Below are 22,160 nucleotides of genomic sequence, written 5' to 3'. Positions count from 1 at the left end.
ACGAGAAGGGACCACCCCAGCCCGCATCCGGGCTGAGGTGGTCATGACGAAGGGACGTCGCGCCGTCGGTCAGCGCGACTTCCGCGGCTTCACCGACTCCGCGGCCACCTTCGCGCGCTTCACCTCGCGCTTCTCCTTGAGGGTGAGCTTCGGCTCCTTCTTGACGTTGGTGCTCCGAGGCGTTTTGCCGGTCATTGCGATGCACCTTCCTTTCTCTACAGAGGGTCTGAGATGTCAGCCGAGCGCGAGCCATTTCGCCGAAGGCGCGGTGCCGGTGACACGGCGCGAGTGGCGCAGACTCTCTGCAGCGACCGCCGCCGCGTCATCCGCTCTTCGCTTTCGAAACAGCACGCGGTGCACCACGCGGACCGCGGCAGGAACGGGGGTGGTTGTGAACAAGGTGAACTCCTTCGGGCAAGAAGTGGTGAGAGAACGAGCGCGGTCAGAGGTAGTCGTTCATCGAGGCGACGCTGATCGAGGTGTGGGCGATCTCTTTCCAGAGCAGCGCGATCCCGGCGTCGAGCGATTCGCGTTCTCGCACTCGAGCGATGAGGCGGGTCGTGAGAAGCTCACGGTCGTCGCAATGCTCAGCAAGCACGGCGGTGATCACGACCGATCGGGCGTAGGCCTGCTCGAGGCGGGTGTGGATGCGCCGGACCGTGCCGTCGCTGATTCGCAGCACGGTGTCTTCAGCGACAAGCGAACCGTTCAGCACGAGAATGATGTGCTTCAGTCGTCGGAGCCGTCCGCAGAGCGACGCGCACTCGTCCTCGGTGTTCCGCAGAGCTGCCCGCACCTGCCTGGACGTGCGCAGCCCACGGATATCGACGCCGATGATCACCGCCCGCGATCCGCCCCAGGCCGCGTGACCAGGACCGAACGACTGTGCTTCGGGCGCCGAACGCAGCGCCGTCAAGCACTCCAGCGCGTCGCCGATGACGGCGATCGAGGGCTCCCGCGCGGGCTGCGGACGAGGAGAGTCCGCCGGAGAGCCCGGCAGCACCTCAACGTCTGTCGACATCGCGCTGGCAATCGATGCAGTTCTCGGCGTACGGCATGATGTCGAGGCGCGCGGCGACGATCGCGCCGCCGCAGCGGATGCAGCGACCGTACGTTCCGGCTTCGAGCCGGTCGAGCGCGGCGGTGATCTGATCCATCACCCGCCGGGTCGCCTTGCCTGTCGCCCACGACACCGGGTCGACGTTCGGCGCAGCGGTCGGGCTGGCTTCGCGGATGATCGCTTCGCGTTCCCGAAGCTCCTCCTCCAGAAAACGGCGAATGCGAGCGGTGTCGATTTTGGGCGCCGACCGAGGCGCAATGTCGAGAGACATCAGAACTCCTAAAAGGGTGCAACGAAGAAATCGACAGCGCGAAACGCCGCCGATCGGGTAAAAAAAAGCGCCGCATATGCGACGCGCTGTTATTGCGGGAAAAGCCGGAGAAAAAGGGGGCTCATTCACGGTGGAGCGCGACGGGTGGAGAGCGAGAGGGATGCTGCTCCCGCGGCCGTCATCCGTGGCGGGAGAACCTCGTGACGGGCTCCGGCGATGTCGAGCACGAACCGCACAACCCGCGCGCACAGCGGCTGCGCTGCGGTGACAAAGGGTGCGGTCATGAACATGCCCTCACCATAGCCCGGAAAAAGAAAAAGGCAAGTCGGCACCGATAAAGTCGAAAAAGAGTGAAAAAAGGAGGCGGTCCGACGAGACCCCAATTCACGAGCGCCGATCTTGCCGGCGTTGCCACGTTTCCCCGCGATGAGTCGTGCGCGTCACGCCAGCTGGCCGACGCCCCCACGTATCACCCACCCCGCCCACCCCCTCTCCCCACCATCAGGGAGAGGACAGACCAATGACGCTCGAGCTCCACATCCGCGAATCGGTCATCGCCCACGCGATCACGCAGTCGGTGCAAACCCGCCTCTTCACCCAGTGCGTGCCCACCCCGCTCCCGGTCATCGTCGACCATCTCGACACCGTCCCCGACTCGGTCGCCTTCACGCAGCTCCCCGACGGCAGCGTCGAGGTGTCGCTCGCCGTCCGCGTCTTCGTCGTGCTCGAGCCCGACCTGCGCGCGGCCCCCGGTGCCCCGGCATCCCACTCGGCGACCGGCGACATCGTCACCAAGATCATCATCGGCATCCGAGACCGAGCCCTTGTGATCCTGGATGCCACGGCACCGCCCACCGCAGGACTCCCCGCCGAGGCGGCCCAGGCCGTCAACGACCAGCTCGCCGTACTGAAAGGCCAGCAGCTCTTCGACGTCGCCCCGATCGTCGCGGCCCTCGAGGCGGAGGTTCCCAGCGAGCCCGACCTCGCGCTCGGCGGCGGAGTGCTCGCCCTTCGCTTCGGCGCCGACGGCGCCTTCACCCCGCAGCTCGACTCCGCGCTGATCCCACGCCACGACTGGGGTGTCTTCCTCGACGTCGACCAGGCGCTCGACCTGGTGCGCCGTCGCATCCCTCAGGGCGTCCCCGTCCAGCTGAGCTGGCAGCCGAACGGCCCCGACCCGGCGATCGGAGCCTCGCTGTCGTACCAGCTCGAGGTCGTCGGACTCGAGGTCGCCGCCGTCGTCGCCGTACTGACGGTGAAGCCGCAGTTCGTCGCACCATCGACCCTGCGGCTCGCCGCGTCGTGGGGCATCGACCTCACCGGCATCCTCAGCATCGGCGAAGCCGAAGCGCGACGGCAGATCCGCAGCGCCATCCGCCGCACCTTCGCCACCGCAACCCACGACGGCCCGCAGTCGTTCTTCTACGACATTCCCCTTCCCGCGCTCCCCGACATCCTCGGGTCGGTTCCGAGCTGGGGAGGCATCGGCTCGAACCAAGACGGGATGACCCTGGGCGGCCCCGTCCGCCCGGTGCGCCCCGCGCCACGCGACCTGCTCGACATCACCGTCTTCCGCTTCGGTCGCCCCGTCTGGTGGGGCAGCTGCCGTGAGCGCGCGAAGGTGGGGAGCGGCAACCCGCCGCGCAGTTTCGCGGCGAACAGCCCCGGCGTCCGCGTGCAGGCGGGCGTGACCTTCACCGATGCCGGCGCCCTGTGCAGCGCGACGCTCTACCCACCGCACGAACAGCTCGCCCCGCTGCTCAGCGCCGACGCGACCGGAGCCGGCTTCGACCTGACCGTCGGCCAGGCGCGCGCGATCACGAGCGACATCCGCATGCTCGTCCGCACCGCGCGCGGCGCCGGTGTCGTCGATCTCGGGCGCCCGAGCATCCGCCAGAAGGATGACGGCACCCTCGACGTGCAGGTCAACTACATCGACGACTGTCTGCACCTCTCCGGACCGTGGCTGAAGGTCGTTCTCGGTCAGACGCTGACCCTCGACGATCTCAAGACCGGCCCGCTCGAAGATCCCGACTGGCTCGCGCGTCTCGGCGCGCAGCGCGGCTTCAACAGCCACATCGTCACGTTCGACGGATTGACCGCGGGTGAGGCCATCACGGTGACCGCGCCGGGGCTGCGGGCCACGGTGTTCGCCGATGAGACAGGGCACGCGGTCGTGCCGGTGCTCGCCGCGATCGGTGCCGTCGCGCACGATGTGACGGTCGAGCGCGTCTCACAGCTGCCGCTGACCGGTGCGGTGAGTGTGGAGACGACCGAGTTCCGATGGTGTGCCGACGTAGGAGAAGCGGATGCCGCGGCCGTCCGCGACGTCGCAGGCACGGTGTTCCTCGGGCGCAGCCTGCGAGGCGAGCCGTTCGTCGACGAGTGGCAGCCCGACAGCGAGGCGATGCTCCTCCGCCGCGGTGGTGGCGAGGTGGAGCTGAATCCCCAGCCGCTGCCGCCCGAACCGCCCGAGGCCGCGCGTCTCGCGGCCGCCGCCGGGCTCGACGACGTCGTCTCGGCCCAGCTCGTCCCCGGCTTCGACGCACGCCTCGCGATCGTGCAGACGAAGGAGGGCCGAGGCGCGATCGTCACCGCCGACTCTCACAGGGTCGTCGGCGAGTGGGCGGGACCGATGGTCGGCGTTCACGTGGAGGGCGGCTACGCGCTCGCGCGCAGCGGCGGAACAGTGCAGCTCTTCTCCGTGCGCCGCCCGGGCCGCGTCACCTTCCGAGAGGGCGCCGCCATATCGCGGTGACGAGGAGCAGGGTCAGCACTCCACCCGGGTATCGAGTAACCGAATCAGCGCTCCCGCCCGGTGATCGGATACCGGGAAGCGTGTATCGAGTCTCCTCAGCGCGACAGCGACAGTTCGCGGACCATGTCTTTCAGATCCGTGATCTCGCGCCGCAGTGCTTCGACCTGTTCCTCGGTCGCCGCGGCAGACGTCTGCGTCTCCAGCGAGACACGCTCCACGATCCAGGAGGCAAGGGTCGCAGTGACGACGCCGATGAGCGCGATCCCTCCGAGCATCAGAGCGAAGGCGATGAACCGACCCAAATCCGTGGCGGGGTAGAAGTCGCCGTACCCGACCGTCGTGATCGTGACCACGGCCCACCACAGCGACTCGCCGAACGTTTCGATGTTGCTGCCGGGTTGTCCTCGTTCGGCGTCGAGAACCGCTAAGCCGGCGATGACGATGGTGAGGGCGGTTGCTCCGGCGGTGTAGGTGAGCACTCGACCTCGCAAAAGCGTTCCGGCGCCACGATGAACGATCGCCAGCACGGTGAGGAACCGCATCAGGCGCAGCGGGCGGAGCATTGGCAGAACGACGATCGCCAGGTCTAGCAGGTGCCGGTAGAACCATCGCCATCGGTTCTCCGCGATGATCAGGCGTACGGCATAGTCGATGGCGAACACGGACCAGGTGAAGTAGATCGTCCCCTCCGCCACCGTTCCAGCGAGTCCGACAGGCTGAAAGAGGATCTGGGTGGCGTAGGCGATCAGAAATACGACTGCGGCACCCATCAGAGGCCAGTCGACGACGCGTTCCCAGCGGGCAAGACGTTCTCCGTACACGCCGAACGACGTTACCTGCCGAAAGCGGGAGGCCAAGGCCCGACTGCCTTCCCGTGTCAGCGCCCCACGATCGAGCGGATACCTCCGCGGTCCTGCCGATCACGTAGCCGCGTCAGCGGCGTATCGAGATCAGGGCCGCCCCATCCCGAAGTACTCCCACCCGGCAGCCCGCCAGGCCCCCGCGTCCAAGCAGTTCCGCCCGTCGACGACGACCCTCCCGCGCACCAGCGACCCAGCGTGTTCCGGGCCCAGCTCACGCCGGTACTCGTCCCACTCGGTCACCACGATCACGGCGTCCGCTTCGCGCAGCGCCTCGTCTCGATCCTCGACGTAGTTCAACTGCGGGTGCACCCGCTGAGCGTTGGGGATCGCAGCGGGGTCGGTGATCGTCACCCACGCACCCAGCCCGTGCAGCTTCACCGCCACATCGAGCGCCGGCGAATCGCGGATGTCGTCGCTGTGCGGCTTGAAGGCAGCACCCAGAACCGTGATGTTCTTTTTGAACACCGATCCGCCGAGCGCTTCGACGACGAGCTGCGCGGCGCGATCTCGGCGGCGAAGATTGATTTCATCCACCTGACGCAGGAACGCCACCGACTCCCCGCGCCCGAGCTCCTCCGCACGGGCCGAGAATGCACGGATGTCCTTCGGCAGGCACCCTCCTCCAAATCCAATACCGGCGCCCAGGAAACGACGACCGATTCGCGCGTCGTGCCCGATCGCGTCGGCGAGCTGAGTGACATCAGCGCCGGTAACCTCGGCGATCTCGGCGATGGCGTTGATGAACGAGATCTTCGTCGCAAGGAACGCGTTGGCCGACACCTTCACCAGCTCGGCCGTGGCGTAATCGGTCACGATGAACGGCGTGCCTTTCGCGACGGACGGGTGGTACACCTCGCGAAGAACGGATGCCGCGGTCTCGCCTTCCTCACCAGCAGGAACGCCGGCGACGAGGCGATCGGGATCGATCGTGTCCTGCACCGCCCAGCCTTCGCGGAGGAACTCGGGGTTCCACACCAGCGTTGCACCGGTCTCGGACACGCGCGGAGCCAGACCGGCCGCTGTTCCGACCGGCACCGTCGACTTGCCAGCCACGATGTCGCCCTCGGCGAGGTAGGGGAGCAGTCCGTCGACTGCAGCGTTCACGAACGTGAGGTCGGCGGCATATCCGTCCTTGACCTGCGGGGTACCCACGCCGACGAAGTGCACCTTGGCGCCCGCAGCCGCAGACATGTCGGTCGTGAAACGCAGGTTCCCCGAAGCGATGCCCTCGGCCAGGATCTCCTGCAGCCCAGGCTCGAAGAATGGCGCCTCGCCCTTCGACAGGGACGCGATCTTCAGCTCGTCGATGTCGATCCCAACCACCTCGTGGCCGATCGAAGCCATCGCGGCTGCATGAACGGCGCCGAGGTAACCACAACCGATGACTGAAAGACGCATGGCGCTCCACTCTGCTCGGCAGTCTGCCCATTCATAGCAGATGCAGGCGACAACCGGTGCGCTAGCCCCGCTAACAGGCGGAGAAGCCCTGTGGAGTGTCCTCGACGAACCTTCAGCAGGATGGTGTCGAGCGCCGCTCGCAGGTTGTTCCTCCGTCAACTATTTACGCGGCCTGTAGGTAGGCGTGGGAAGATCAGGTCATGCCATCTAAGTGGGAGTCAGGACCAAGAGTCTCCGCCGATGAGACGGACCGAGGATGCATCGGACTCCTCACTCAGACAGAGAGTAGCCAGCCTCTTCTTTTGACTCGTGACGCGTCAGCCACTGCTTCGGGCTACCCACCGATAGGTGCCACTGACTTCTTGCCCAACGCTTCATCGTCCACCCCGTTTGCGACACATGCTGGCGACAACTGAAGGCGTAGCCAACGATCGAAGTCTGACGCTCCGATGGCCGTGGTGGTTGCACCCAGCTTGGGCTTTTGTAGCGTTGACCGGCTTCATGGCGTTGTTGGCTGTTGTGGCTCCTGCCGAAGCATACGCCGAGTGGCGAGTTCCAAAATACCTAGTTGGCGAACTCCCAATCGTGCTCGCGATTCTCATGACTGCCTTCTTGCTCGGCATCCTCATCGCCTCGGGGATGGCGGCCCGGAGTGGGTCAGCAACGATTCGATTGACTCCCCGACAGGTGCAGTACCTGAGTACGACGTATCGCGTTGTCTTTATTCTCACGATTCTCGGGTACACGATCTGGCTTGCAAGCGCGGTTACGCAAGGCGTTTCCTTGAATGAGCTTGCGGGTGTCTTGAACCGCGACGAGGGCGCGATCGGAAATTTGAAGGAGAACAGCCGTCCAATCGGCGGTGTCACCACCATGACCCAGTTCGGTCCGGTGGCCATCGCCATCGGCTTCGTATTGAGGAAGCTGGGTATCGGCGGCAGGACATATTGGTGGATAGTCGGTCTCGCAGGGTTTCGCGCCATGTTTTACGCCGAGCGGTTGGCCCTGATTGAAGTCCTAGTGCCGGTCATCCTGATTGCCGCTCTTACAGTCGAGCCCGGCACGCGTCGCGCGAGATGGGTGCGCGCGGCTCCAGTGCTCGGCGTCCCTGTCATCTGGGCTATCTTTGCCGTGTTCGAGTATTCCCGTAGCTGGGTGTACTACCAGTGGGTTACCCCGCTGCCATTCGGTGAGTGGGTTTCACTTCGTCTGGCAGGGTATTACACGACGTCGTTCAATAACTCCGCGTTAATGGTGAAAGCAGCAAGCGGCACGAACTCGCTACCATTCTTCTCGATCGATGGGTTCTGGAACGCCCCGATCGTTGCACCGTTTTGGCCACACCCTGGGATGGCTGGTAAGACTGCCGCCGAGTGGTGGGCCGAGACGCTGCGGTTGAATGCGAATCCGGAGTTCAACAACACAGGCTCCTTCCTCACCACCTATGCCGAGTTCGGCATCCTGATCGCCGCAGTGTTGTGGGTGGTTCTGGGGGCGATCGTGGGAGCAGTGTTCACAAAGATGACGAAAGGAAGCCTTCCAGCGTTACTTGCTGTTGCGACTCTTTTCGTCGGACTGCTCGAACTGTCTCGCTTCCTTTACTGGACGCAAGGGCGTGCCTTCCCTGTGTTGCTTGCCGTCGTCGTCATCGCCTTGTCTTACCCGTCGGACAAAGTGCCGCTGCTTCCGGGCAGAGGACGTAATTTAAGGCCTGAGCGACGGCCTTCTGTGACGTAGACGGTGCTACCCTCGCTCCCTCGACCTGATGCCGATCGCGGAATCGCGAGGCTCCATAGCGTCGATCAGCTCTGTCGCCTCGGCTAGGTATGGTCTATCGAGCACCCTGGGCGACAGTAGCTGCCGCAGCGGTCACAAAGGCCAGCGGTCGTCCTGGCCAGACTCTCGGCGGTTCAGGAGCACGTAAAGCACGACGGTAGCCGCTTGCGCTATCGCGAATGCAAGAAATACGGCTGTCAATGACCCGTACGTCGCTGATGCAAGAAGAGCCATTGCGAGGTTGATGAGGGACGAGGCGGAACGGGCACTGAACACGATCTTAACGGAGCCGCGGCGTCGTAGTGAAGCGAATGGAACTGTCTCGGGAATTGTCAGCAGCTTCCAGAAGCAGGCTGCTAGTAGCGCCGGCGCAGTGACCGCCTCCCACGCCTGTCCGTACAGCAATGTGAGAACGCCGGTCGAGTCTGCGCCGATGACTACCAGCAGAGCGCTTGCCGACAGCACCCAGGTCGAGACAACCAGGGCCGTCGAGTGCTCGTTTAGGAGCCTGGTCCTGAGGTATCCGAGAACGGGTTGGAGTACGCCGAGCGTGGAGAGGACGAGCCTGAACGCGACCGTGTCGGCGTCGCCGAGCTGCGACAGAACGATGAAGGTTGTGCCGTATGGCACCGCAGCCACCACCGCAGTCTCTGCGGTGACCCACACTGCTGTAGATCGAGGGGTTCTGCCAGAGACACGAACTGGTGCGCCAATCGCGCGCGCCAACACCGCGGCAGCGGCGCCCACCCCTAGCGGCGCGAGCGCTCTCGGATTACCAAGCCCCGTCATGATCACGGCAAGACTGATTCCTGCAAGGAGGCCAGCGGCGGCAATGATTTCTGTTCGCCATGTGGATGAGCTAACAGCGTGGGTTCGTCCGACTTGCAACGCGATCATCACCGCGGGTAGGCCGATCGAGATAGCGATGAAAGAAGTCGGCGCGACAGCGACGGCACTGGCGCCGACTATTCCCACACACGTGCTCCACAAGGGGATGTAGGTCCTCTGATTCAGACCCGGGGTTGCGAGTCGAGACTCGAGCAGCATCGCGCCCACGACTGCGGCCAGAAATGCGCCAGTGGCCGCAGCTGTCGCGATGAAGGCTTGCTCACCTAGCGAGAAGAAGCGAGACGAAATCGCCAAAACCGTGAGCGGAGCAAGTGCGGCGATCCCGCCTGCGACCATCATGGTTCCTGCTACCAGCGGGCCCCGAGGTAGTGCCATCAACGAACCGAAAGATTGCGCGAACCTCGGCCACAAATGTCTTCGATTAGCCGCGTACGAGCGTTCTCGATGTTCGGTCGCGCTCTGGCGATGGCGTTCCAGTAGCTTGTCGGATCAGCTGCGAGGTGTTTCGCCTGCTCGATCACACGGGCAGCGTCGAAGTCGAATGCGTTGTATACGTAATCCGCGATGCCGAGATCCTCGAAAGCACCCCAGCCCTTACGCTCGTAACTGAGATGAATGGCCGGGACGCCGTTGCGGATGCTCTGGATCGCGCCGTGAAGCCTGACGGAGACAACCACTGATCGCCTGTCTGTGCCGCGTGATGTCCCCTCAACAAGAGTGCGGGTGGCGTGCCGTTTGAAGGCCGAAGCATAAAATCGATCGTCGTTGTTGCCCCGCGAGCTCGCCTGCAGAAGCAACTCCGCCTCGAGCTCTGACTGGATGGCTTGGAGACCGGCCACGTAGTCCCTGATGCGCTGTCTCGTTGAACGGAGGCTTCGCGCGACGAGGCCATAAGCGGGGGTCTGAGTCAAGTGAGGACCCGGAGAAGCCGCCCCCAAGACCTCAGCCCCGAGTGGCAGGACTGCTGTATCCGGGGTTCGCCTCACTTGCGCAACTCCGTCTAAAAGAGCGAACGATCGATCGTCACGAACGTGCCACGTAATGGACGTTGCATGGGCTATGACGGCGGATCGAGTCCCCCAGCGAAGAGCGCCGACGCTCTGGGGGAGGTACACGCTATCCTTCTCGCGACGGTTAGCAGACGCAAGCTGCGGAAGGTGAGCGAGAGTCATCTTGATCGCCTCGATTAGATTCGCTCCCCGCATGTAGCCGCCGCCGACGCCGATGGCCACATCGGCATTCTCAACCATCGATTCGACGTCTTTTGGTAGGCGCAGCCCGCGCAACAAGGCGAGTCCACCATGCGCGAGCATTGTGATCGAACTCGGAGTCCGGTTCTGGCCCGTGAGTGGATGAACAAAGCTCGCGCCAGCAGTATCTGAGAAGCTGTCGGGATCAAGCGCAAGGACGGCAATTGCGCCTTCGGGATCGACGCTCCGGATTAGTGCGAGAGCCTCCTTCACTAGGAGGCCGTCGCCCGAGTTGGTTGAACTGTACGCATGCAGAATGAGATACCTCATGCGGCGACCTCCCGGAAGATCTCCATGTGCCGGGTCGCGGAAGACTCCCACGTGAAACCCGAGACATGTTTCAGTCCGTCACTGATGAGTCGACTGCGTAAATCATCGTCCTCAAGCACGGCCATCATGGCCCCTTCAATGCTCTCCGCTGAGATGTCGTCGAGCGCTAGCGCGCCCCTAGCTGCCACTGATCTGAGTGATCCTCTCGTACTGCATATGACTGGTGAACCGCACGCCATTGCTTCCAGAACAGGAAAGCCGAAACCTTCATAGTGCGACGGGAAACAAAACGCGACCGCGTTCTGCATCAAGCTAACCAACTGATCGTCATCGGTGCGGCCAACATAGATCACACCCCGAGACGCGCGCAATTTTGACATGATTGCGTCACTATCCCACGCTGGCGCGCCGGAGATGACGAGTGGAACGCCGGTGGTGCGAAAAACGCTTTCGGCGGCGTCGATTAGAGCCGGAATGTTCTTGCGGGGCTCAATGTTCCCGGCGTACAAAAAGTACGACGCTGGGACGCCTAGGCGATGGCGGTTCTCTTCTGAGAAGGTGCCCAGGCTTCTTGTATTGAAGACATCATGGTTGATTCCGTGTGGTACAACCTCGACTCGGCCAATTGTCTCGGGCGCAAACGAAATGATGTCTTCCGCAGAGCTTTCGGAAACAGTGATTATTTTGTCTGCCACGCGGGCCAGGCCCCGCACCCGAAAGCGCCACAGTCTATCCGCACCGCCGCTTCGAACGTCTGGCACATGCAGAGTTGCAAGTCCGTGAATTGTGCCAACCACTGGCACGCGAGATCGTCGCAATCCTCCTGTGTCTGCAGGAAAATGCATTACGCGTCCCGATTGGGGCTTAAGCAGCGAGGGCCAAATCCAGCTTTCAAATACCGCGTATGCTGGAGATCTGAGCCGATGTTGGTCAAGATTCTTGGGTATGCGCAAGAAGCGCGTCTCGCCGCCGAGGGCCGTCAGGCGCGCGTAGACCTCACGCACATAGCGGGTGTTTCCGCCGACTTGTTTATCGTGGACTCGGGCCGACGTGAGGATCTCAATGTCCGACATTTCTTCCCCCATAAACTCGGTGAAGTGCTGAAAGTTGATTGATGCGCGTGTTGTCGCGTAATGAATGGACGCCTTGCGTCCACAGCTGCGCAATATCTGCCTCGCTGCCCGCGTCGCCAAGTAGACGAACAAAGTCAGTCTCCGTGGCCACCTTTGGGAGATCAACCCCCGCAAACGCTGGCACGTCTCTCACGACGGCGGCTACGCCAACGTCCAGCGCCTCCAGGACGGCGAGGGGAAATCCCTCCCACAATCCGGTATGGAGATAGATGTCATTTTCCGCAAGCGTCGTCAGCGCCTCGTCCCGAGACAGCCAGCCAGTCACGTCAATATCGAGCGCTCGCCCGGCGTCGCCGAAGCCGGGATCTGATCCGATCCATGTCGCTTGGATGGGCAGGCCCGCGCGGTGCGCGTACTCGACGCAGCGCAGGAAGAACGTGGGATCCTTCTGCGCGCTGGCGCGACCTGCACCGACTAGCCTTAGTCTCTCGTGAGATGTGCCAGTCCGGCGAGCTCTCTGCAAATCCCCAGACGGGGGCAGATTGGGTACGAACAATACCGACGCTTTGCAGCCGCGCCAATTGGATAACGCGGCCTCTCGCGGCGAGCAAGCCGCGAAAACAGTCGTGTTAAACGAGAGTAGGTGTTCGACCGTCTTGAACGCTAACGAGGTGAGCGGATTTACGTCAGCGCGCTCAAACGCGTAGCAGTGGGGGGTGTACACGACGCGCCGTCGCCTAGCGTTCAAAGCTAGGCGGGTGTAGGCCCCCGCGAAGCTGGAGTGTGCGTGAACCGCCTGCGGCGCTAGGTTCCGAGTGGTAGAACGGATTCGCCGAATACGCGCGATATTGCCTGGCGGAAGACGCGTGACGGTATGGAAACCGACAAAGCTGCTCGAATCTACCGGCGCATCTGGCCGGTCTGCAAACAGTAGATGATGGGCGAAGGCCGGAGTGGATGCGACGTAGTCGCGCACAGCCGCCACTACGCCGCCCGCATAGCTCTCTGTTACATGCAGGATGGATGGCATTAGCGGATCTCGTTCCGGAGTGTTGTGTGTGCGAGTACTAACACGCATCAATGCGCTGTTTCGCCCGGAGCGATTGCTGCACGAGCGGTCTTGGCGAGGATCGTAAGGTCCCCGAGCATCGTCCAATTCTCGACGTAGGAGAGATCGAGCCTGACCGTGTCCTCCCAGGACAGAGTCGAGCGCCCGCTCACTTGCCAGAGGCCGGTGATTCCTGGCTTCACAAGGAATCGCCGATGGACGTGGGACGCGTACTGTTCGACTTCCTTGGGAAGCGGAGGGCGTGGTCCAACGAGGGACATCGAGCCATCGAGCACGTTAAACAGTTGCGGTAGCTCGTCGAGGCTGTAACGACGCATGAGGCGTCCGATCGGTGTGACTCGAGGGTCGTTCTTCATCTTGAAGAGAACCTCGTTGCCCGAGTCAATGCCCTGTTCCTGGCGTCGAAGCTGCAGCTGCTCAAGGAGTTCTTCGGCGTTGACGACCATCGAGCGGAACTTGAGCATCGTGAATTCCCGCCCCCCACGGCCGATGCGCGTCTGTCGAAAGAACACGGGCCCTTTGGACGAGAGTCGAATGCTCAGGGCTAGGAATCCGAGAAGTGGACTCAGGAGGATGAGCCCGACGAAGCTCGCCGAGCAGTCGAGCATTCGCTTCAGGAAGAGCTGACCCTTACTGAATCGAGGCGTTTCTACGTGGATGAGAGGAAGACCTGCAACCGGACGGGTGTGGAGGCGAGGGCCAGCGATGTCGATGATGCTAGGTGCGAGGATCAGATGCTGACGCCCGACCTGCAGATTCCAGGAGATTTGTTTTACCTTGTCAGGCGGGAGCTCATCGGTGCTTGTCACCGCAACAGTGTCAGCGTCAATCAAGTCCATGGCACGCTCAATAGCGTTCACATTTCCCATCATGGGTATCGAGGTGCCGGGTACAGTGCCTCCCACCGTGCCGCTGGGCGTGCAAGCGCCGACGACGGTGTAACCCGCGCGAGGAGCGCGATCCAGCTCGCGCGCGACCTGCGCGACTGATTCGACGGAACCGACGAGGATCACTCGGGCCGAGTATTGACCCCGTATCCGCTGTGCAATGAGCCACTGGCGCCAAAGCCAACGCGCAAGTAGCAACGCGCTGATGCCGAGGGGAAGCGCGATGAGCAGGTACCCACGTGCAACGTCCACACGGGTGATGAAAGCGATGATTGCAATCGCGCCGAATAGGCGCAAGCTCGCGTCTGCAACGCGAACGTATTCGGTGTTGCCAGTTCCCACCGTGCGGTAGCTGCGCGAATCTATGAGTGCAAGCACCCACATCCATGCGACTACGAGACCAGCGGAGAACACCCAATACGAAAATTCGCTTATGCGTGAGTCGGCGCGGATAGCAACCTCCACGTTGCCGAAGCCGAACCACATCAACTGCGCGCCGAACACTGCCCAGACGAGAGCGAGCAGATCGGTCAGCCAGAGTCGCCGCGAATAACTGCGTCGCCAATCAATAGGTCCGCCCGACTCAGCCCACTCTTGCTTAGCGGGTTGGGTAGCGGAACCTACGGTTGCCGGGGAATCCGGACCTGGTGTGTGCGAGGTGGTGGTTGTCATATCAAGCGACGTCGTTGTCGAGTTGGTCTCAACGTGTGACGTCACTCATGCCCTTTCCCCCCAGATCAACGCTTTCCCCGCATGAACGATAGCAAAGTCGATGTGTCGCTCTGGTTACCGGGTCGCTACGAGTCGACAGCGGTTCGACGGTCCGCGAGGAGCGTCGTGTTGCCGTCGAACGCGGCGGTGGCAGATGCCGGCACGCGCGACGATGGCTCGCCGCTGGACCCCATAGTCAGTCGGCGAGCACCAACCGGCCACGCTCGGCCCGGGTGAGCGGGGGGATGGAGTCGAGAAGAGTGCGGGTGTACTCGTGCTGCGGCCGGTCGAAGATCTGCTCGACATCGCCGGTCTCGACGCACTCCCCGCGGTACATCACCAGCACGCGGTGGGCCAGGTTTCGTACGACCGAAAGGTCGTGCGAGATGAACAGGATGCTGACCCCGAGCCGCTCCTGGAGCTCGACGAGCAAGTCGACGACCTGCGCCTGGATCGTGACGTCGAGGGCCGATACCGGTTCGTCGCAGACGAGGATGTCGGGGTCGCGCATGAGCGAACGGGCGATTCCGATCCGCTGACGCTGCCCGCCAGAGAACTGGTGGGGGAACCGATACATCATGTCGGGCTTCATGCCGACCAGTTCCAGCAGCTCAGCCACACGGTCGCGGCGGTCGCCGGCGTTGCCGGTTCGCGACGCGGCCAGAGGCTCGGCGACGACATCCTTCAGCCGCATGCGGGGGTCGAGGGAGGCGTAGGGGTCTTGGAAGACCATCTGGATGCCCGGCTGCGACGGGGGACGCCGCCCACGGCTGCGCCGTGTGATGTCGGCCCCGCGATAGGTCACGCTGCCCTCATCGACGCTTTCGAGCCCCACGATCATCCGCGCAAGCGTCGACTTTCCGCTGCCTGACTCGCCGACGATGCCGAGGGTCTCGCCGCGACGAAGCACGAGGTCGACGCCGTCGACGGCGGCGACGGTGCGCCGTGCGAGGACGGGCCCGGTACGGAAGGTGCGGCGTAGCCCTTCCACCTCGAGTACGGTCTCGCTGCCCTTTCCGGGATCGAGCACGCGCGCGGGTGCGGGATGTGGCGCCGAGTCGAGCAGCTGACGGGTGTAGAGCTCGCGGGGTGAGGTGAAGACGTCGTCGGCATCACCGGCTTCGACCACCTCGCCGTGTCGCATGACGACCACGCGGTCTGCCACCTCCGTGACCACCCCGATATCGTGCGTGATGAGAAGAACTCCCATGTTCAGCTGGCGCCGGAGCCGATGCAGCAGGCGGAGGATCTGCGCCTGCACGGTCACGTCCAGTGCGGTGGTCGGCTCGTCGGCGATCAGAAGCTCGGGCTCCAGAGCGATGGCCATGGCGATGAGGATGCGCTGGCGCATCCCGCCAGAGAACTGGTGCGGGTAATCGTCGACCCGCGAGGCGGGGGAGGAGATGCCGACCAGATCCAGCAGCTCGATCGCCTTCGCGCGTGCGTGCCGTCTCGTGGTCTTGCGGTGAACGCGAAACACCTCGCCGATCTGATCGCCGATGGTGAGCACCGGGTTCAGCGCGGAAAGTGCGTCTTGCAGCACCATGCTCATGCGCACGCCGCGGAGCCGTCGCATCCCCTCCTCATCCAACGCACGAAGGTCGACGTCGCCGAGTCTCATCTCATCGGCGGTCACCACGGCAGCCGAATCCTGGATGCCCATGATCGCGCGGGCAGTGACGGTCTTGCCCGACCCGGATTCACCGAGCAGGGCCACCAGCTCGCCGGGCTTGACGTCGAGGTCGACCCCGTCGACGGCAGGAGAAACTGTGCCCTCGGATCGGAACCCGATGCGGAGCCCTCGCACTCGGAGCACGGGCTGGGCGGCGTCATCGATGTGCACGAGACCATTCATAGCGCAAAAGCTCCGAGATTGTGTCGGTATTGAGGACAAAGTGCCGAATATGCTCAGAAAGCTTGACATGTGTGCCGGATAAGCGCCAGAGTCATCCATCATCCCCCGATTGCCGATCCCGGCGCGCGTGGGGGTGCCGTCACACGAAGGAGGAAACGTGCTCGAACCAGCAGAGCGCTATACCGGCTACAAGGCCTACGAGTATCTGGAGGCGGGAGTCGACTACCGCGACTTCGGTTACGCCCGACAGATCGGACGAGTGCCCGAGTACGCAGGTCTCGAGCTGACCTCCACTCAGGCCGAGCGCGCCGAGCGCCTGCAGCGCGATGAGGTCGTCATCTCATTGCATGAGCACGTGCAGGTCTTCCCCGAGAACATGGACCACCTCAAGGACCACATCCGCCAGGGTCGCGAACCCACCGGCTACGAGGGTCTGTCGCGATCGGGCCTCACCGCGGTGTTCGACAACGGCATGGACGGCACCTGCTGCATCTCCAGCGACGCCGGATGGAAGTACCAGGACGTGCTGTTCGACCTCGGCGTGCGGATGGCCGACCTCGCCCATCAGGACTACCTCATCAAGGGTGAGACGCTCAAAGACATCCGCTACGCCCACGAAACCGGCCGGATCGCCCACATCTTCGCGCTGGAAGCGGCGACCATGATCGAGAACGAGGTCGATCGGCTCGACGTACTCTACGGGTTCGGCGTGCGTCAGATGGGAATCGCCTACTCCGAGGCCAACACGCTCGGCAGCGGCCTGAAGGAGCGCGGCGACGGGGGGCTGACCTACTTCGGCGAGCGCGCCGTTCAGCGTATGAACAAGCTCGGCATCGCCATCGACATCTCGCACTCCGGCGACCGGACCTGTGTCGACGTGATCAAGGCCTCCACCAAGCCGGTCTTCATCACCCACGCCGGCGCCCGCACCGTGTGGCCGACCAACCGCATGAAGACCGACGAGACCATCGTCGAATGCGCCCGTCGCGGCGGGGTGATCGGCATCGAGGCCGCCCCTCACACGACGCTGTCGCCGAAGCATCCTCTCCACTCCCTCGAGTCGGTCATGGACCACTTCGTCTACTGCGCCGAGCTCGTGGGGATCGAGCACGTGAGCTTCGGCCCCGACACTCTCTTCGGCGACCACGTCGGACTGCACCATGCCTTCGCCGCCCAGCTCTCGCTCGGCCAGGCGCACGGGCAGGTCGAGTTCGACGAGGTTCCCTACGTCGACGGTGTCGAGAACCCCGCCGAGGCGATGGGCAACATCATCGGCTGGCTGGTCAAGCACGACTACTCCGACGACGAGATCCGCGCCGTCGTCGGGGGGAACACCATGCGGCTACTCGAGGAGGTATGGGTGTGACCACACACAAGACACGCATCGCCATCGGCGCCATCGCGGCCGCGGCGGCACTCGCGCTCACCGCTTGCGCCCCGCAGGCGCCCGAGCCCGCAGCAAGCGGTGACGCGTCGAGCGGGGGAAGCAGTGACACGCTCACCATCGCGACGACGACAGACGTGGTGAACTACAACCCGCTCATCGGCAATAGTCGCAGCGACTACTGGGTGACGAATCTGATGTACCCGCACCTGCTGAGCATCGGCGACGACGGTTCGAAGTCCGCCGAGCTGGCCGTCGACTGGGGGTACGTCGACGACACCACCGGCTTCTACGAGATCCGCGACGACATGACCTGGAGCGACGGCGAGCCGCTGACCGCCGAAGACGTCGCGTACACGATGAACGCGGTGAAGCAGGATGCCCCGGCCGGCACGTTCTACGGCCAAATGGCGAATTTCGAGTCGGCCGAAGCCGTCTCGGATACGCGCGTGGAGATCACCCTCACCCAGCCAGACTCGTCGATCGTCGAAGAGATCGGGTTCTGGGGCAACGTGGTGCCGCAGCATGTGTTCGAGCCCGCAGGGTCTGTCGCCGAGTTCGCCAACGACGGCGGCGAGGACGGCTGGGTCAGCGCCGGGCCCTACCGCCTGACGAGCGTGCAGGTGGGCCAGTCGTACACCCTCGAAAGGGTCGAGAACTACCCTCTCGTCGAGGGTGGGACGCCCGGGCCCGCGTCGGTCATCTACCGCGTCTTCCCCGATGTGAACACCGAGATCCTGGCGCTGCAGAGCGGCGAGGTCGACGTGATCGCGAACTCGCTCCCGCCGGCGCAGGTCGAGCAGCTGCGCAATACCGACGGCATCGAGGTCGCCGAGGTCACCGGTCTCGGCTACGCCCACATGACCTACAACATGCAGAACCCGGATCTGGCCAAGACCGAGGTGCGCCGGGCGCTCGCGCATGCGGCCGACTACGAAGCCATTCGTGACGTGGTGCTGCAGGGTCAGGCGGTCTCGACCGGCTCGAGCCCGCTCATGCCGGTGCTGTCGAAGTACTACGACGACTCGATCACGGAGTACGAGTACGACCCTGAGCTTTCTCGGCAGCTGATGGAAGATGCCGGCTACACCGCCGACGCCAGTGGCATGTTCCCGGTGAGCTTCCGCCTCATCTACTCGCTGCAAGACCCGGTCACCAGCCAGTGGGCCCAGCTCGTCAAAGACGGCGCCGCCGAGGCCGGGATCACGATCGAGCTGCAGGGCACTGAGCGAAACACCTACCTGGCGATGACGAACGAGGGTGACTACGACATCTATGCCGGCAACTTCGCCATCATGGATGACCCGGTCACGAACTTCGCACTGTCGTACCTTCCCGATGGGGCGATCAACTACACCTACGTCGATGATCCCGCGCTGAACGACCTCATCCTTCAGGCGTCGGCCACCTTCGACGAGGAGGAGAAGATCGCCATCATGCGCGAGGCGGCCCAGCTGGTGCACGACGAGGTCTACGACAACGTGATGTACACGCAGAACCTCTTCGTTGCGCACAGCTCCGACTGGGCCGGCTTCATCTCCAAGCCCAGCGAACTGCTCTCGATCGTGAACCCCATCTCGATCGCCAGCGCCTACAAGGTCACCGAGTAGGCGAGAAGGGCCGCCCATGTCCTACGCTCTGTTCGTTCTCCGCCGGGTCGGCAGGGGAGTGTTCACGATCCTCTTCGCAGTGACCGTGACCTTCCTCCTGCTGCGCCTGCTTCCCGGAGATCCCGCGCTCGCCATCGCGAGCCCGAACATGACCGATGAGACACGGGCGGCCCTTCTCACCCAGTACGGGCTCGATCAGCCCCTGATCGTGCAGTATCTGCTCTACCTCGGGCAGATGGTGCAGGGAAACCTCGGCACGAGCTTCACCCAGTCGATCCCCGTCGTTGATGTGCTCATGCAGCGGCTGCCGTGGACCCTCCTGCTGACGCTCTCGGCGCTGCTGCTGACGATCGTCATCGGTATTCCGCTCGGGGTGATCGCGGCATCGCACAAGAATCGCTTCCTCGACCGCATGGTGCAGGTCTTCGGCGTCACCGGCCAGTCGCTCTTCGTCCCCTCCGTCGGCATCGTCCTGCTTTTTGTCTTCGGCCTGAACCTCCGATGGTTCCCGATCGGCGGCGCGTACGACGACGGGGTGTATGGGCTGGAATGGTACGGCTCGGTACTCTCGCACCTCGTTCTCCCAGTGCTCTCGCTCACCCTCATCCAACTCGGGTCTTATGTCCTGACGATGCGAGCGACGCTCATCGAAGCCCTTGGTGAGGACTACATCACCCTTGCCAAGGCGAAGGGCGTGCCGCCCCGCACCATCCTCTGGAAGCATGCGGTCCGCAACGCGATGCTGCCCGCGACGACGCTGATCGGCCTTCAGCTCGGCTTCCTCGTCGGCGGCGCGGTCCTCACCGAGACCGTCTTCGCCTACCCCGGTATCGGGCGGGGCATCTACGAGGCGGTGACTCAGCTCGACTTCCCCGTGCTGCAGGGTGCCTTCCTGCTTCTGGCGGTGACGGTCGTTGTCGCCAACCTCATCACCGACCTCGCCTACGGCTTCCTCGACCCGAGAGTGAAGACAGCATGACCGCTCCGCTGCCCGAAACCGAAGTCGCCCCCGTCGTCGTCGACCCGGCCGGCGACGACGGCAAGCGCGCGAGCAGACAGACCTGGCGCGCCTTCCGCCGTCAGCCGCTCGGGATGATCTCTCTCGTCATCCTCGCCGCGCTCATTCTCATCGCCGTGGGGGCTCCGCTTCTCGCGCCCTACCCGGCCAGCTACGGCCCCGACGTGCTGCAGCCACCGAGTGGTGCGCACTGGTTCGGTACCGACGCCCTGGGCCGAGATGTCTACGCCGAGGTGATCTGGGGTACCCAGCAATCGGTGCTCGTCGCCCTCGCCGCCTCGGCCATCGCGATTGTGTTCGGCACGATCATCGCCGTCGTCGGTGCGTACTGGCGGCGCATCGACGCGATCGTCAGCGTGCTGGTCGACCTGACACTGTCCCTTCCCGTCCTCCCCCTGATGATCCTCGTCGCCGCCCTCGTCGGACCGTCGACATCGACCCTGATCCTGGTCGTCGCTGCGTTCTCGTGGCCGGAGGTGACCCGCTTGGTGCGCTCGCAGGCGCTCGCCGTCGTGCAGTTGCCCTACATCGACGCGGCGCGTCTGATGACGCGCAATTCGGTCTGGATCCTCGGGCGACACGTCCTTCCCGCCGTCACCCCCGTCGTCGTCGTCTCGGTGGTGGTCACCGCGTCGCGCGCGGTGCTGTCGGCGGCCGGGTTGTCGTTCCTCGGTCTCGGAGACCCGACGACGTGGTCGTGGGGTCGCATCCTCTACGAAGCGCAGCAGTCGGGAGCCATGGTGAGCGCCTGGTGGCTGACGCTGTTTCCCTCGCTCGCCATCCTCGCCCTGGTGCTCTCCGCCACCCTCCTCTCCATCGCCTACAACGACGCAAGAAACCCGAGGAGCCATGAACGCTGACATCCCGTGCGACAACGCGCGTTTCACCCAGCGTCTCGACGCCGATGTCTACGACCGCATCCAGGCGCGTGTGCGCGACCGTCTCCATGCTTCCGAGCTCGCCGGTCTCATTACCGACGACCCTGAAGACGTCGCCTACCTGACCGGCTTCTTCCACCATCCGGGGGAGCGTCCGGTCGCGGTCTACCTCGACGGTGATCGTGCTGTGCTTCTCGTGCCCGCTCTGGAACGGCAACACGCCGAGGAGCAGCGGGCGCACGCCGACCTGGTCGATTTCGTCGAGTACCCCGGCATCGAGAATCCGTTCACGCCGCTTGCGCGCACCATCGGCGGCGCTCCGAAGCGTCTCGGCATCACCACCCTGATGACACAGCATCGGCTACGGATGCTCCAGGCCGCTCTTCCGGACACGATGTTCGAACCCACCGAGCTCGTGACTCAGGCCCGGTATGTGAAGCTCCCCGAGGAGATAGCTCTGCACCGCGAGGCGGCGCGGATCACGGATCACATGCTGCACGCGGGCATACAGCTCGTGGCAGAGGCCATCGCCTCGGGCGCCGCGCTTCCGAGCGAGGCCGAGCTCGCGGCCCACGTCGGCCGTGATGGGCTGGGGCGGATGTATCGCGAGCACGACGACGTCGTGGTGGTGTCGTTCATGGCCGGGGGGCTGGTGTACTCGGGCCCGAACTCGGCGGTACCGCATGGTCTCCCCTCGTCGAACCGGCTGCGACCGGGAGATACGTTCATGCTGTCGCTCGGCGCCGCTGTGGGGGGAAGGTTCGTCGAGGGTGAGCGCACCTTCGTGCTCGGAGAACCAACGGCCGACCAGCGCCGCTACCACGACGCGGTGCGCGATGCCCAGGCCGCCGGCTCGCGGGCGATCGCGCCGGGTGTGCGGTGCGCCGACAGCAACCGGATCTGCCTCGACGTGATCCGCGATGCGGGTCTCGGCCCACACCTGCGGCACCGACAGGGGCACGGCATCGGGCTCGGTATGCACGAGCCGCCCTGGTTGGAAGACGGCGACCCGACCGAACTCGCGGAGGGGATGATCGTCTCGAACGAGCCGGGAATCTACATCCCCGGCCACGCCGGATACCGCATTAGCGACAGCATGCTCGTCACCGCAAGTGGCGCCGAGCCCCTCACCGCCTTCCCCCGATCGCTCGACGACTGCGTCATCCCGCTCTGAACGAAA

General features: G+C 64.1%; 19 protein-coding genes. 7 read left to right on the top strand and 12 right to left on the bottom strand.

Features of this window, described 5'->3' with window-relative positions:
- Positions 1-69: 69 nt before the first annotated feature.
- The 4 genes from DT073_RS16110 to DT073_RS15730 form a co-directional block, all read right to left on the bottom strand.
- A complete protein-coding gene (locus DT073_RS16110) occupies positions 70-195 on the bottom strand; it encodes a hypothetical protein (protein ID WP_276310438.1) in 126 nt (41 codons plus the stop codon).
- A 247-nt stretch (positions 196-442) separates the two neighbouring features.
- Positions 443-1,021 carry a hypothetical protein gene (locus DT073_RS00365; protein WP_124291604.1) on the bottom strand — a complete coding sequence of 193 codons (579 nt, stop codon included), beginning with the start codon at positions 1,019-1,021 and terminating at the stop codon, positions 443-445.
- Positions 1,005-1,460, bottom strand: coding sequence for a TraR/DksA family transcriptional regulator (locus DT073_RS00360; protein ID WP_240638654.1), 456 nt, complete (start codon positions 1,458-1,460; stop codon positions 1,005-1,007). Before DT073_RS00360 ends, DT073_RS00365 begins: the two co-directional genes overlap by 17 nt.
- Positions 1,457-1,615 carry a hypothetical protein gene (locus tag DT073_RS15730; RefSeq protein ID WP_164478106.1) on the bottom strand — a complete coding sequence of 53 codons (159 nt, stop codon included), beginning with the start codon at positions 1,613-1,615 and terminating at the stop codon, positions 1,457-1,459. Before DT073_RS15730 ends, DT073_RS00360 begins: the two co-directional genes overlap by 4 nt.
- A 236-nt stretch (positions 1,616-1,851) precedes the next feature.
- Between DT073_RS15730 and DT073_RS00355 the strand changes: the two genes are divergently transcribed.
- Positions 1,852-4,089: a hypothetical protein gene (locus tag DT073_RS00355; protein ID WP_124291603.1), complete on the top strand. Its 2,238-nt coding sequence runs from the start codon at positions 1,852-1,854 to the stop codon at positions 4,087-4,089.
- Positions 4,090-4,184: 95 nt separating this feature from the next.
- Here DT073_RS00355 and DT073_RS00350 read toward each other — a convergent pair whose 3' ends face one another.
- Together DT073_RS00350 and DT073_RS00345 are read right to left on the bottom strand one after the other, a co-directional pair.
- Complete coding sequence (locus DT073_RS00350) at positions 4,185-4,859, bottom strand: potassium channel family protein (RefSeq protein ID WP_124291602.1); 675 nt, start codon at positions 4,857-4,859, stop codon at positions 4,185-4,187.
- Positions 4,860-5,039: 180 nt separating this feature from the next.
- On the bottom strand, positions 5,040-6,350 hold the full coding sequence (locus DT073_RS00345) for a UDP-glucose dehydrogenase family protein (protein WP_124291601.1): 1,311 nt from the start codon (positions 6,348-6,350) through the stop codon (positions 5,040-5,042).
- Between the two features lie 489 nt (positions 6,351-6,839).
- On the opposite strand from DT073_RS00345, the gene DT073_RS00340 reads away from it, so the two are divergent.
- Positions 6,840-8,087, top strand: coding sequence for an oligosaccharide repeat unit polymerase (locus DT073_RS00340; RefSeq protein ID WP_124291600.1), 1,248 nt, complete (start codon positions 6,840-6,842; stop codon positions 8,085-8,087).
- A 132-nt stretch (positions 8,088-8,219) separates the two neighbouring features.
- On the opposite strand, the gene DT073_RS00335 is transcribed toward DT073_RS00340, so the two are convergent.
- From DT073_RS00335 to DT073_RS00310, 6 genes are all read right to left on the bottom strand, one after another.
- Positions 8,220-9,314, bottom strand: a complete 1,095-nt coding sequence (locus DT073_RS00335) for a hypothetical protein (RefSeq protein ID WP_124291599.1) — start codon at positions 9,312-9,314, stop codon at positions 8,220-8,222.
- Between the two features lie 35 nt (positions 9,315-9,349).
- Positions 9,350-10,495 (bottom strand): polysaccharide pyruvyl transferase family protein, encoded by a 1,146-nt coding sequence (locus DT073_RS00330; RefSeq protein WP_124291598.1) that lies wholly within the window; start codon positions 10,493-10,495, stop codon positions 9,350-9,352.
- On the bottom strand, positions 10,492-11,568 hold the full coding sequence (locus DT073_RS00325) for a glycosyltransferase family 4 protein (protein ID WP_164478105.1): 1,077 nt from the start codon (positions 11,566-11,568) through the stop codon (positions 10,492-10,494). The genes DT073_RS00330 and DT073_RS00325 overlap by 4 nt, the downstream gene beginning before the upstream one ends.
- Positions 11,555-12,598 carry a glycosyltransferase gene (locus DT073_RS00320; protein WP_164478104.1) on the bottom strand — a complete coding sequence of 348 codons (1,044 nt, stop codon included), beginning with the start codon at positions 12,596-12,598 and terminating at the stop codon, positions 11,555-11,557. The genes DT073_RS00325 and DT073_RS00320 overlap by 14 nt, the downstream gene beginning before the upstream one ends.
- Before the next feature lie 47 nt (positions 12,599-12,645).
- Positions 12,646-14,196 carry a sugar transferase gene (locus DT073_RS00315; RefSeq protein WP_124291595.1) on the bottom strand — a complete coding sequence of 517 codons (1,551 nt, stop codon included), beginning with the start codon at positions 14,194-14,196 and terminating at the stop codon, positions 12,646-12,648.
- 235 nt (positions 14,197-14,431) lie between these two features.
- Positions 14,432-16,078, bottom strand: coding sequence for a dipeptide ABC transporter ATP-binding protein (locus DT073_RS00310; protein ID WP_205782963.1), 1,647 nt, complete (start codon positions 16,076-16,078; stop codon positions 14,432-14,434).
- A gap of 169 nt (positions 16,079-16,247) precedes the next feature.
- Here DT073_RS00310 and DT073_RS00305 point away from each other — a divergent pair, with 169 nt between their 5' ends.
- From DT073_RS00305 to DT073_RS00285, 5 genes are read left to right on the top strand one after another with little or no spacing between them, the layout of a single operon-like run.
- The gene (locus tag DT073_RS00305) at positions 16,248-17,456 is read left to right on the top strand and encodes a dipeptidase (protein ID WP_124291594.1); all 1,209 of its coding nucleotides are present in this window, start codon (positions 16,248-16,250) and stop codon (positions 17,454-17,456) included.
- The gene (locus tag DT073_RS00300) at positions 17,453-19,084 is read left to right on the top strand and encodes an ABC transporter substrate-binding protein (RefSeq protein ID WP_240638653.1); all 1,632 of its coding nucleotides are present in this window, start codon (positions 17,453-17,455) and stop codon (positions 19,082-19,084) included. The genes DT073_RS00305 and DT073_RS00300 overlap by 4 nt, the downstream gene beginning before the upstream one ends.
- Before the next feature lie 16 nt (positions 19,085-19,100).
- Complete coding sequence (locus tag DT073_RS00295; protein WP_124291592.1) at positions 19,101-20,063, top strand: ABC transporter permease; 963 nt, start codon at positions 19,101-19,103, stop codon at positions 20,061-20,063.
- A complete protein-coding gene (locus DT073_RS00290) occupies positions 20,060-20,962 on the top strand; it encodes an ABC transporter permease (protein ID WP_124291591.1) in 903 nt (300 codons plus the stop codon). The genes DT073_RS00295 and DT073_RS00290 overlap by 4 nt, the downstream gene beginning before the upstream one ends.
- Positions 20,952-22,154, top strand: coding sequence for a M24 family metallopeptidase (locus tag DT073_RS00285; RefSeq protein ID WP_124291590.1), 1,203 nt, complete (start codon positions 20,952-20,954; stop codon positions 22,152-22,154). The genes DT073_RS00290 and DT073_RS00285 overlap by 11 nt, the downstream gene beginning before the upstream one ends.
- Positions 22,155-22,160: the final 6 nt, after the last annotated feature.

This window comes from Microbacterium sp. ABRD28 (assembly GCF_003850245.1).
GTDB lineage: Bacteria > Actinomycetota > Actinomycetes > Actinomycetales > Microbacteriaceae > Microbacterium.
This window is presented reverse-complemented; position numbering and strand designations above follow the sequence as displayed.